This window comes from Ruminococcus sp. 1001136sp1_2201st1_G3_2201SCRN_220225, assembly GCF_040924365.1.
In the GTDB taxonomy this organism is placed as follows: Bacteria; Bacillota; Clostridia; order Lachnospirales; family Lachnospiraceae; genus Blautia_A; species Blautia_A faecis.
Genome location: NZ_JBCOME010000032.1, coordinates 4,390 through 17,139, shown reverse-complemented (window position 1 = coordinate 17,139; position 12,750 = coordinate 4,390). Strand labels below are relative to the sequence as shown.

The 12,750-nt window shown below is 36.3% G+C and carries 11 protein-coding genes and 1 pseudogene; all 12 read right to left on the bottom strand.

Features of this window, described 5'->3' with window-relative positions; translation table 11 throughout:
- Positions 1 to 222 (bottom strand): alpha-L-fucosidase (locus tag AB5642_RS11390; protein ID WP_368371626.1); only part of this gene is annotated, 222 nt, incomplete at its 3' end.
- A 40-nt stretch (positions 223 to 262) separates the two neighbouring features.
- Positions 263 to 1,207, bottom strand: coding sequence for an ABC transporter permease (locus AB5642_RS11385; protein WP_173719261.1), 945 nt, complete (start codon positions 1,205 to 1,207; stop codon positions 263 to 265).
- Positions 1,200 to 2,723 carry a sugar ABC transporter ATP-binding protein gene (locus AB5642_RS11380; protein ID WP_173719260.1) on the bottom strand — a complete coding sequence of 508 codons (1,524 nt, stop codon included), beginning with the start codon at positions 2,721 to 2,723 and terminating at the stop codon, positions 1,200 to 1,202. The genes AB5642_RS11385 and AB5642_RS11380 overlap by 8 nt, the downstream gene beginning before the upstream one ends.
- 29 nt (positions 2,724 to 2,752) lie before the next feature.
- A complete protein-coding gene (locus AB5642_RS11375) occupies positions 2,753 to 3,739 on the bottom strand; it encodes a sugar ABC transporter substrate-binding protein (protein WP_173719259.1) in 987 nt (328 codons plus the stop codon).
- Between the two features lie 186 nt (positions 3,740 to 3,925).
- The gene (locus AB5642_RS11370; RefSeq protein ID WP_173718833.1) at positions 3,926 to 5,023 is read right to left on the bottom strand and encodes a GntR family transcriptional regulator; all 1,098 of its coding nucleotides are present in this window, start codon (positions 5,021 to 5,023) and stop codon (positions 3,926 to 3,928) included.
- Between the two features lie 230 nt (positions 5,024 to 5,253).
- The gene (locus tag AB5642_RS11365) at positions 5,254 to 5,676 is read right to left on the bottom strand and encodes a PD-(D/E)XK nuclease domain-containing protein (protein ID WP_330590262.1); all 423 of its coding nucleotides are present in this window, start codon (positions 5,674 to 5,676) and stop codon (positions 5,254 to 5,256) included.
- Positions 5,677 to 6,048: 372 nt separating this feature from the next.
- Positions 6,049 to 6,828: pseudogene (locus tag AB5642_RS11360) on the bottom strand (AAA family ATPase); the annotation flags it as partial.
- Between the two features lie 319 nt (positions 6,829 to 7,147).
- Complete coding sequence (locus AB5642_RS11355; protein ID WP_173718832.1) at positions 7,148 to 7,543, bottom strand: protein-export chaperone SecB; 396 nt, start codon at positions 7,541 to 7,543, stop codon at positions 7,148 to 7,150.
- Positions 7,544 to 7,678: 135 nt separating this feature from the next.
- Positions 7,679 to 8,761, bottom strand: coding sequence for a hypothetical protein (locus AB5642_RS11350; protein WP_368371625.1), 1,083 nt, complete (start codon positions 8,759 to 8,761; stop codon positions 7,679 to 7,681).
- A gap of 595 nt (positions 8,762 to 9,356) precedes the next feature.
- Positions 9,357 to 9,659 carry a hypothetical protein gene (locus AB5642_RS11345; protein WP_173718827.1) on the bottom strand — a complete coding sequence of 101 codons (303 nt, stop codon included), beginning with the start codon at positions 9,657 to 9,659 and terminating at the stop codon, positions 9,357 to 9,359.
- Between the two features lie 139 nt (positions 9,660 to 9,798).
- A complete protein-coding gene (locus AB5642_RS11340; RefSeq protein WP_173718826.1) occupies positions 9,799 to 10,674 on the bottom strand; it encodes a hypothetical protein in 876 nt (291 codons plus the stop codon).
- Between the two features lie 200 nt (positions 10,675 to 10,874).
- Positions 10,875 to 12,750, bottom strand: a 1,876-nt coding sequence (locus AB5642_RS11335; RefSeq protein ID WP_368371624.1) for a hypothetical protein, incomplete at its 5' end; no start/stop codon positions are given.

Here is a 12,750-nt window from a genome sequence, read left to right as displayed (position 1 = left end):
TCTTGATGTATTCAGATACCACTCCGCATAGGGTGAATTTCTCATAGAATTTCCAAATCCATCATCGGACTCTGACAGCTCTGCCAGATTTTTTCCTTCTACTGGTGCCCATGCGGGAACAGAAAAAAGTGACCAGTGAATAAATATACCAAATTTTGCGTCATTATACCACTGTGGTACCTCGTGTTTAGAAATAGATTCAGCAGTTGGTTCAAACTTCATAATAAATACCTTCCTTTCTTCTCAGTTTTCGTTCGATATATTAATCCTTTTTACGTCTCGCAATAATTGTTGCGATCAGGATCAATGCTGAAATAATCATCTGCCAGAAAGAATTAACACCATTTATGGTAAGACCATTGGAAATAATGGTAAGAAGAAGTGCTCCCATAACGCTTCCTGCAATACTTCCCTCTCCTCCTGACATTGCAGTTCCTCCAAGCACAACTGCAGTTAACGTATCCATCATCATATTTGACGCCAGATTCGGCTGACCTGTTGCCAGCCGGCTGGTCAGGATCATTCCGGCAAAGCTTGCGCATAAGCTGCAGAATACAAAATACAGAAGCTTGTATTTAATAACAGAAATTCCTGCCAGCTTCGCTACATCAGCATTTCCTCCAATAGCAAGTGCATATCTTCCGATCAAGGTTTTTGATAATACAATACCGCAGATAATTACCAGTATCACCATAAAAACGACCTGGGCCGGTATACCGAAGATAAAGCCACGTCCTAAGAATTCAAATTCCTGAGGCAAATTGTATATAGCTGTTCCTCCAGTGATCAGGCTTGCACTTCCATTTGCCAGATTCATAGTTGCCAGTGTAACGATCATAGATGGTAAATTGAATTTTGTAGTCAATATTCCATTAAATAATCCCAATAAGGCTCCAAGTAAAAGACCAATAAGAATTGCCACCGGAATGGAAACACCTGTTGTCAGCAATTTTGATACAACCATACCGGTTAAACAGGCAACCCCGCCGATTGAAAGATCCAGCTCACCTGAAATCATAACAAAGGTAACTCCCATTGCCACGATGATCATAACAGCGGACTGCCTTACAATATTCATCAAATTGGCTGCTGCAATAAAAGTGCTATTCAAGCATGTAAAAATAATACATAATACTGCAATCACACCCAATAAGCCAATCTGATTTAAAATTCCCTTTGACTTTATCATGAGTTTTTTGTCATTCATTGTGAACCTTCCTTCCTGTCGCGTACTCCATAACTCGTTCTTCCGTATATTCTTCCTTTAATAATTGTCCGGTCACTCTGCCTTCATACATTATTAAAAGCCGGTCACTCATACCCATTACTTCTGGAAGCTCTGACGAGATCAGAACAATTGCCATTCCCTGCGCAGTAAGCTCATTGATCAGCTTATAGATCTCAGCTTTTGCACCTACATCAATTCCTCTGGTCGGTTCATCAAGAATTAAAATTTTAGGATTTGTGGATAACCACTTTCCGAGAACTATCTTCTGTTGATTTCCTCCAGATAGATTCTTTGCCTTCTGCAGCCCGCCTGTGGTCTTTACTTTTAGCTTTTGAATATATTTCTCCGACATTTTTGTCAAAAAATTATCATCAATAATTCCAGCTTTTCTATGCTTATGTACTGTTGGCAAACTCAGATTTCTAACTAAAGTATCCTCCAGAATCAAGCCTTCCTGCTTTCTGTCTTCTGTTACCCATGCCATTCCCAATTTTATAGCATCACGACTACTTTTTATCTGTACTTTTTCCCCCTGAACAAAAATTTCTCCGCTTCCAATTGGCATTTCTCCAAATATCATTCGAACAAGCTCTGTTCTTCCAGCTCCAACCAGGCCAGCAATCCCTAATACTTCGCCTTCTTCTACTTTAAGCGACACGTGCTGGGGGATATATGCATTGTTCAGCATTCCCTCTTTTACTCCGGAAATATCTTTCAATTCCAGACACACATCGCCATGACACTTTCGTTCCCTCTGGTAAAAATCCGAATATTCTCTTCCCACCATCAAACGGATTACTTCTTTTTCATTTGTTTCTTCTGTGTTCAGTTCCGCAACTTTTTCTCCATCTTTCAGAACTATGATCTTATCAGCAAGTTCAAAGACCTCTTCCAAACGATGGGATATAAAAATAAAGGATACGCCCTGCTCTTTCAATTTTTTTATAATTGTAAAAAACTTACGGATTTCGGCCTGAGACAAAGATGAAGTAGGCTCGTCCAGAATAATGATCCTGGCATTGTGATTGATTGCCCGTGCTATCTCAAGGAGCTGTCTGCCTGCAATTTCAATCTCTGCAACCTTTGTCTCTGGTTGTGCATTTAATCCAACCATTTCCAGCAATTCCAGGCTTCTCTTCCGCATTTCTTTTTTATTTACAAAACCGCGTCTGGAGCTTTCTTCTCCAATAAAAATATTTTCTTCTACATTCATTAATGGAAGAATCTGCAGCTCCTGATGAACCATTTTAATTCCAATTTCTTTTGCCTGCTGAATGGTAAAACTGCTATATTCTTTATCACCGTAAGAAATAGTGCCTTCATCAGGTTTAAGACTTCCAGATATAATATTGCAAAGAGTGCTCTTGCCGGCACCATTTTCACCGGCAAGAGCATATACCTTACCAGCTTCGATAGAAAAGCTGATATGATGTATTACTCGCACATTTCCGAAAGATTTTGCAATATTGTCCAATCTGATAATTGTTTTGTCCATATACCTCAAACCTTTCTTTCACGTAAGTATTATTTGTACTCTTCTAATTCGTCTTTCTTCGCCTGATCATCTGTCAGATATTCCTCAACGTTGTCTGCTGTTACAAGGATTCCAGGTACTACTACATCACCAGTCTTTTTTCCATCAATTGCGGAGAGGGCAGCATTCATAGCTTCTTCTCCGATTGAATAGGAATCCTGCGCAACAGTTGCCTTATAATAGCGGCCATCCTTCAGTGCGTTTAACTGACCTTCTTCGTTATCGATTCCAACTAAAGCAATATCCTCTCTGCCTGCAGAGCTTACAGAAGCAAGTGCTCCAAGTGCAACACCAGCGTTACTGCCATAGATAATATCCAGAGTGCCTTCCGGGTTTGCGATCAGAAGGTTATCTGTTAATTTCTGACCACCTTCAGCTGTACACTCTTCTACCGTCTCTTCTTTAATTGTTACATCCGGATACTCTTTCAAAGCTTCAATGAAGCCTTCATTTCTCTGATTCATTGTTTCCAGAGCCGGATAACTAAGTACAATTACATTACCTTTTACTTCTCCATATTTTTCTTTCAGCATATCAGCAGCATATTCGCCGGCAGTTTTACCCATATCTTTATTTCCACTTCCAACGCGGGCATAAACTTCTGCACCTTCAATGAAAGAGTCATAGTTAATTACAGGTATTCCAGCTTCATTTGCTTCTTTAATTGACGGTATCAGTGCCTGTGTGTCTACAGGTCCTACAATAATTGCATCATATTTCTGCAAAATTGCCTGACTCATAAGATCAGCTTCTTTGCTTACATCCAGAGCAGCATCAAACATATCAACCTGTACACCGTTTTCTTCTCCCACTTTCTTGATTTCTGCACCAATGTATACAAAGAAATCAAACTGATTAGCAGCCGAAATATAAGCTACCTTTTTTGCACTTTCTTCTGCATGAACAACTGCTGTATTCATTCCTAATGCTCCTGCCGCCATAGATACGCTCAATACGATAGATGTAATTTTTTTCATTTCTTTTCCTCCTAAACATTTTTCTTAAGTTTATATGCTACACAATACTGTTTTACTTTTACCCCAATATGTAAATTCTACCCTCCTTTTCAATACATGTATTTTATTTTTCCTTGTCACGACATTACTTGATATGACAAGTTAGTTTTTTAAAAATGGCATAACTCCTATTATGCCATCTTTGTCCTAGAATGATTTCCTGCGTTGCAGGTCGTACTTGATAATTCTTCTTTGCTGTATCATGGAAGAAGTTCCACTCATACGCTTCAATAATAATTTCACAGCTTCTTTTCCATATTTGAAAAAGTGCTGTTCGAATGTGGTAAGACCAATTGTCGGAAAGCTGCTCCAGTTGTAGTTTCCGTAACTGATCAATTTCAGATCATCTGGTATATCCTTTCTCAGTTCACTGGCAGCCTTATATGCTGCAAATGCAACAGTATCATTCATTACGATCAGAACATCCAGATAGTCATTTTTCTGCAGATATTCCTTTATATCTGTAACGATGTCATATTTTGTTACACTTTCATGAAATTCAGATTCTGTATTTCTAAGTAAAAGCTGTCCCTCACGGATAGGAATTCTTGAATCCTCCAAGGCTTTCTTTATACCATTCTTCCTGGCAGAGCATGTAGAAAAGTCCTGATTCCAGGATGAATAGAATCCCACATTCTTCATTCCACTCATGATTGCAAGTTGAGTAACACGATATGCACTCTCAAAATCCTCACCTGTAACAATATCAAATTCATTATCCTTCGGTTCTGCATCAAGAAAAACAATAGGAACCTCAAGTTTCTTTAATTCATCTACGATCATTGAATCTCCGTAATAAAAGCTGTATATGATTCCATTTGGTCGTATTGTCTTTATGCTTTGCAGGAATTTCTCAATATCCGCTTCATTTCTTGGTTCCATCAGTGTTACCAGCGTGTACTGTGTTTCCCTGAGAGATTTCTGTATGCCAGATAGCATGTCAGAAACAATTCCAGCAGCGAACAGTTCCGGATAATTAGGTAATATAAGTAAAACCTTATCTACGTCTGCGGATGCCTCGACTGTTTTTGGCTTTACAAAAGTGCCTATACCTTGCTGTCTGTACAGCACTCCAGTAGTAACCAGCTCATCCAAAGCCTTACGTACTGTAATTCTACTGCTGGCAAAAGCCCGGCACAATTCATTCTCACTAGGGATCTTATCATTCTCCTTATAAATTCCCTGGCTGATCTGTTCTTCAATTTTATTTTTAATTATTTCATATTTTGAAATATTCTCTGACATTTTCTAACCCCGGCTTGGTTATAATTACTTGTTATTACAAGTTTAATTATACACTACATTTTGAAAAAGTCAATTATAAAATGTGAACTTTTTCTGGAAATTCACATTTTCAAAAACTTACATGTGAACTTCCAGAAATTTTACAACTAAATCCAGCTTATATCCATTCATCAGCATTCTGAATCAAGTCAATGATTTCATCCAACGGACATTTGCTTTCCACATATGCATCATACAACGCCTGTTCCTCTATTTTCACCCTTCACATACTTCTCAATCAAGCACTGGTGTTCCTTACTTTTTTTATCATAATTGATTCCAACAAGAAGAATATCGCCTGTGTAATTCAGTATCGAAGAAGGATACTTTTTAGTCTTAATTTGTGTTAATGCAGTCTGCGCATTCTGGTTCCACTTCAATTCCACAAGCAATGCCGGATAATCATTTTTGTACTCTGGCTTTGGGATAAATACAAAGTCAGCAAATCCCCGTCCTGTAGAAAATTCACGGATTGGCTTAAAATAGTATTGCATTGCGCTTAAGTAGGCAATTGTAAGCACACTGCTCAAGGAATTCTCATTATTATACTGAATTACTGACACATGCTCGTTATGGATTTTTTCAATCTCTTCTGCAACCGCCACACCATCCATATCCAATGTAGCATCCAGCAGATTTTCCGAATTCAGCTGCAATATCAGCATTTCATTCCACTTTTTACTCTCAACAGCAGTCGTCAACTCCTGCCGTATCTCCTCATTTGGTACAAAAGCAGTCTTCCTGATCTCATTATAACCAAGGTATCCTAAATGGATCATATAAGTCAATACATCATCTTTACTTTTAATATCTTCCGTATCATTTTGAAAAGCTGCCACATTCACCTTGACTTCGGCTCCGGAAAGCATCTCAATAACAGCTGTTTTCAGCCCATCATAGTTCATGTTAATCAAAGGCACAATCACATCATAGGATGCTGTTTCTGACCAGTAACTCCTGAATTCCCCCCTTAGCATTACGCTGACAACGGCTCTGGGATTATAAACCTGGTAATCCTTCAGAAGATAGCCATCGTACCATCGCTTCACTTCAGCAAAGTCCTGCTGATATTTTTCTGACAGCTTTTTCACTTCAGCTTCTGTAAAACCAATATACGGAGCCAGATTGCTTGCGCTCAGCATTGTAAACTCATCAAAATTATTTAATGCCGACTGAGTTTTTTCCTTTTTAATTGGAAGAATGCCAGTAAGATATGCAAGTTGAATATATTTAACCGCTTTATGGGGTCTGACCCCAATGCTCATTGTTTATGCTATACGAATCAAAACATCCCATTCATCAATAATAATGACAAATTTCTGTCCTGTTTGATTCTTAACTCTTGAAAGAGCATCGGACAAAGAACCGTCTTGGAGAATCAAACACTCTGGATAAATTTCACGCAGTTCATCCAGTACGCTTTTTGTAATAAACTGTACCACTTTGTTCTTATCTTCACAATTTGCCAGAAACCACTGAACATCAATGTGAATTACATCATATTTGTTAAGATACTTTTTCTGTGTTTTCCCGATTGAGAGACCGGAAAACATCTGCTCAGAATCTGCGCCCTTACTGTAATATGCTGCAAGCATATTCGCCGCATAGGATTTCCCAAATCTCCTGGGGCGACTGTTGCAAATATACGCATCTGTAGTATCCAGAACGTGATTCATATATTCGATCATACCAGTTTTATCCACATAAATTCTGGAATTCAATGCAACCTGAAAAGCACTGTTGTCCGGATTCACAAATCTTCCCATCTCGCATACGCTCCTATATAAAAAAGTTTTCACAGTATCATTATTTTCTATTAATAATGATACCATGAAAACTTTTTGGTCTCAATAATTTTATGCGTGTTTATGAATTCACTAAGTTTTGTTTATATTGATTCATAAGGTCAGGTCTTTTCCAGTACCAGTAAATTTCTATCTCCTATCAAGCGGAGTGTAGTAAAAATCCATTTACTATCATTATGAGTTCTAAAACAGACGCGGTAAAGCTACCCCAAATTTAAGCACTTACTCAATAAGTTTGGCAACCCCTCAAGAACTTTGATTATCCAAAAAAATCAAAAACTTACTCATTATCCAACATCTTATTAATGTTAAAAGCAGGCAGCACAACACATTCTACTTCCGGCTGCGCAGTCACTAATGAAACCTGGCTTCTTAAATAGGGCATCATAATCGCTACACTATTTTTTACAACAAGTGAATTTTTCAACGCATCTGTTAACTCATTTTCTGATTCTACGCTAAAAAATCCAGACAAACTAATCTCCAAAGTATATTCTTCTGGTTTTTTTCCCTTTAGAACCAAAGTCACCTTATAAATTTCCGTTTCTGATCTTTGTGATATGTTAGATTGGATTTCAAATTCAAGTTCTTTATCATTTTTAAATCCTAATCTATTAAACTCAATTTTATCAAAAACTATCTTATTTAACTTTAAAACACTTTCTATATTTTTCATTTTATCATCCTTTATGCAGCAGTTGCTATATCATTTACCTGCTGTTCACTTAATTCAAATACATCCGCCATTTCACTTTTGGTAATTTGGCTACTATTCATACGTTCCGCTTCTTTTATATAATTCAATTTTTCATCAACTCACCATTTCCTTCACAGAAACTTGATATCCCGCCTCACGTAATCTTTCTGATTCACTCAATGCATTTTCTGTAAAGAGCAACATCGTTCCATGTTTCTGCCTTCTTGCACTTTCTACAATCTTCCATACATAGTCTATATTTGTATCTTCTTCAAATATTTTTTTATAAGCCAAATAGAAAGTTACTTTATCGTCATCTTTAAAAAGTTTAACTTTTTTATCCTCAAAAATTATTTTATTTTTTTCACTTCCTTGGAAGCCAAAAGACCATTTACCAGTGCCATTAAATTCTACTAGATACAATTCTCCTTTAAGATTTTCTGATGATATATACCCTTCTACTTTATTTCCACAACATCCAAGATAAAGCCCGTTATTTTTATCTTTATATGTAATCTCTAATAACTTTCTTATCTGCTTATCATGGTTTAGTTTAGTTTCATCGTTAAACATAATATCATTTGAAAAAATTATATCACAATCTTCTTTTTTTATCCCCCAAACTATATATTTCTTATTTACTTTATTCCCTTCATAATGCAAATAAGATATTTTCGAAATATTTTCAGCCAACATTACGCGCGGGCCCATTGCCATATTTATAGTGTTATTAATTTTTCTATCCACAAACGCAATTGCATTTTCATATATCATATTCCTTATAGAAATTTCAACATCGCCATTCTTTTTTTCTGCTAACCCCAGAAGACTTTCAAAAAAGTAATTCACTTGATAACAAATGTATTCCTTCATCGTCATAATTTCTGCACTGCCATTATACAGAGCAAACGTATAACTATTTTCAAATTTATCATGCTTTATCGCAGAAATAAACCAATTTTTTCCCAGGGTCATTTTTGAACAACCGTTATTCATATTTTCTAAGTCTTCTTTTAAGCTTTCATCTATATGCCGATAACATATTACCTTATCATCGCAGCATCTAAGAATCCGAAAAAAACCTTTTATACTTTTGGATATAGGATCTATAAATTGCATTTCCCTATAAAAAGCCCTCGCATATTCTTCCATTATACGAGTTTTATACTTATCAGCATTTCCGTATATATACTCCATGTTTTTCTTCCTATTCTGTCAAGCCTAAATTTATTGATTTTATAGGCTTTGACGATTTTTATTTACCTCAAAAACAGAGCCGGGAGTGATGGATATCGTAGTATCATGTACCGAATAGCTGATAAATGGATATAGTTTTAAAAGCATCCCTTTTGTTTGCTTTATAAAGGCTATTTTCCCTCTGATCAACTATGATGATGAACCTTCCGTGCCTAAAGGGATCATGTCCCAACTTCCTTCGTCCCATCTACCATACACTGAGTGCCAGCCAAGCTCCTAAACAGGGTCCATGCCCCATGGTAAACACCGATGCCGGCTACAGCTCTTGTTTTTTTCTGTTCGATTGTTACTGACCTGCATTCATCTATTATGGTACTGATTTACTCAGTGGACGCTATACCATTACAGATTCCTGTTAGTCTTTTGGCTGATGTGGTCCGTTTCAGACCTCATCGTTTACGGGTTTCTGTTCCAGAACCCTGTCCAGTCTCCAATTCGGATTATCACAGACTCGACAGAGTTCTGGAAGTATTCACTGTTTTTGCTCTTTATGCTGCTTTTGCGGCTAATGCAGCTTTTGGCCGTTTGATGTCCTTTAACATTTTTTGCGGATCATAGTCTTTTTTCTGCTTAATTCCCTTCCTCGGATGTCGATTGCTCTTATATAATGAGTTTCACTGCCTATATCGCATCCAACTATAAGCATGTCATCCTTGATAAAGGAAAGTTTATCATTTTTTGCAAATTTACCGTTTGTTTCCAGTTCTCTCCAGGTATACGATTTTAATTCTTTTTCAACATCTTCAATCCGCTTGCAGAGTTCTTCTTTTGATAAAAGATTAACTGCCTGATTTTCTACATTTGCTTGCTTTTTTGTCTTATTTGTTTTAACATTCATTTCAGATACCTCTTGTACTTTAGATTTTTACTAACTGGCCGGTCAGTAATAATCTAAATTTACTTGAGGTATTCTTTTTAGTCAATTCCTTTTACTCTTTAAAGTATACAGGAAGCTCCTATTCTTTTAGGCACATTATTCATTTCAGATAATTTTCTCTCATTATTTCACTTATATCTGTGCTACTATATCCTTTTAATGACATCAAACTGATTTCAAGCAAATACTTATCAAACGTCAGCTTTTCCTCAACTAATATGCGCTTAGTTTGTGCGAAAATTTCAAAGAATTCCGAATAAGAAATAGTAAGTGTGGTTACCTTATCGAACATTCTCTCCACTTTTTTTGCGATGCCCGAAGATGTTGGAGATTGATTACGGCAGTAAGTATAGAAGCCATAATATATCTCACAGCAGGGCGTTATTTCTGCCTGACATACACTTTTAATTAACTCTATTATATTGATTGCATCTTCATATTCATCAATATTAACCTGACGGAACGCTAAGTAACGAATAATTTCACTTTTTCCCAGTATGGATAATTGACTGTATTTTGTAGATTTTTCGGAAATAACTTTTAACCGATTATAAACCGCTTTATAGTTACTTATATCTAATTTGCAGGCAGCCTGTGTTAAAATGCTTTCCTGTTTTGCAGCTAACCTAACAGATGAAATACAAAACGTTACAACAATATACGCCAAATACAAAATTATAAACAAAGAAATATTTTCTTTTTTCCAATCAATAGAATAAATAGTTAACATCCCCAGTACAAAGCTAAGCGTTGTTTCTGAAAAACTCCTGGTGCTAACATATATTCCGATGGATAGTGTAAGGATTAACATTCCCAACAAGTATGTAGTTGAAAATCCAGCAGCCAAATAACCGCGAATACCTAAATCAACCAAATAAACTACAACTAAAAACAGAACCGGCATCTTTTTAAAAAGAGTTTGGGTTACTACTTTGAGCGCGGATAATGCAGCTAAAAGACTATTGTTCTTTTTCATTTATCCATTCTCCTCTTTGTTCTTTCATTTTCTCCACTATTCCCCCAAAACAAATACTTATCTATAAATATATACGGTGAAAAATAACAAAACTCACAAAAATAGCGTAGGTTCCAAAATATCTGAAACACTTTTATCAAAAAGAGATGCCCTCCATTTTCCAGACATCTCTTTTCGAAAATTATCAAATTGTATTACCACTACGAGAACACCTGATTGATTCCCATTTTTCTCACATAATCAATCCACTCATAAATATCCTCAATATCATACAAAGCATTCATATCGTCATCTGTTGCTTTCTTTAATGCCAGAGTCATCAAGGCATATTCATTTTCCAACAGAGTGTCAAATACCCCCTGGTCGTCGGTGTTTATTGATACACAGAGATTTTCACCAGTGTTCGTATCTTTTAGCTTTCGTGAATTAAACCTTAAAATCGGATGCTCTTCGTATTTCTTTATTGTTCCAATTAAATAATTCGAAGAGGGATTTGTTTCAATGCCAATTCCCTTGCAGGCAAGTTCAGCGATCATTTTATCCTGCATGGTACGGACTAATTTAATATACTCTTTCGTAACCTTAAATTCGGTTATTTCATTGCCTTTTTCCCGAACCTTTTTATTAAAATGATAGTAATAGTACAAATCCCTATATCGCTTATTTCTTCTGAGGTCATTATCCACTCGCGGGTTGAAACGAAATCTGTCGAAATAGATCAATTCCATTTTTTCCAAAGCTGCATTAAATTCCTTTTCTTCTAATCTATAGCACTGAGGATTATCTCCCCTCAATTTCCAGCTTTGATAGTATTCATGTATGGATGGACAGGGACCATTTCCAACGTTGTTCTCATAAATTTCCTTATACAATGATGTATATTTCTCAATCAAATTCGTTTTTAATTTTTCGTCTAACGAACAGCCTAATTCACCAGACCTGCAATACAGCCAGACAATATCGTCCAAAAGAATTTGTTTTGAAAGAACAACTTTATATCCCTTCATTGCATAGTATTTTTCAGGAGATATTCCAAGAGCCAATGCATGACCTAACCTGCTGCCTCTTCGATAATTGCAAAACAGCAAAACCTCATCAATCGCCCGTAAGCCATCTGTAATATCAAAGAAATCCTCACCAACATGATAGGTCATCTGAAGATTTTGTACATCCTCACAGTTATAAAAACGAGAAGCATTTTCGACCTTCACTCTTTTTGCTGTCAAATAGCGGTATACCTGCCCAAATGCTTCCGGGCGACATGCAATTTCGCTGGCGCATGCATCAATTCCCTTGATATGTTGATTAATCTCTCCATTTTTGTCTAACATTGCCACTATACTTCTGGCCTGGCGTGCTGCCATTTTGCGTACATTGTTATTTCTCGGTACTCCATCCTTAAATGAATCATCAAACATTTTAGGAAAATGCAAAACATAAATTAGCTTATCATATCCATCATTTACTGATTCTGACTTTACAATGCACTCATATTTTTTCAGATTTTTAATCAACTTGGCAGAAGTATTTTTTGGACAAATTCTCGCCTCCAATGAAATCATATTTTTCTTCGTTAAAGATTCATTCAGCGCTAATCGCACTAATTCGTCTTCATATGGCTTATGTCCGTCAATAAAAAACTCTTTTCGGTCCTGATAATCTGAAAAATTACCAAATCCAATCTTTTTATTGCTCTGGATCAATTCACCTCTGAAATCTGTGCGCATAATTAAGTACGCATAGAATATATTTTTTTGAAATCTGTCAAATTTTCCTGTTAAAACACTTCTATAACAACAGTATAAAAATTTACGTTCCCCAGCCAATAGCCGACACACATTGTCGTTGTACTTCATCATCTCATTTTCAAGAGCATAGTCTAAAACCACACCATTAATTTTCGCTCCATAAAGATTTCCAGCCATAGCGATCAGGTTCTGAATATCACTTGTTATTTCCCGTAACGATATTCCTTTTTCAACTTTTCTAATCAATGCTTCAGCGATTTCAAACATGTGGGAATTTTCTTTTATCAGGAAAAATAAATATACCCTGTATAAAGCAGCTCTCAGACAT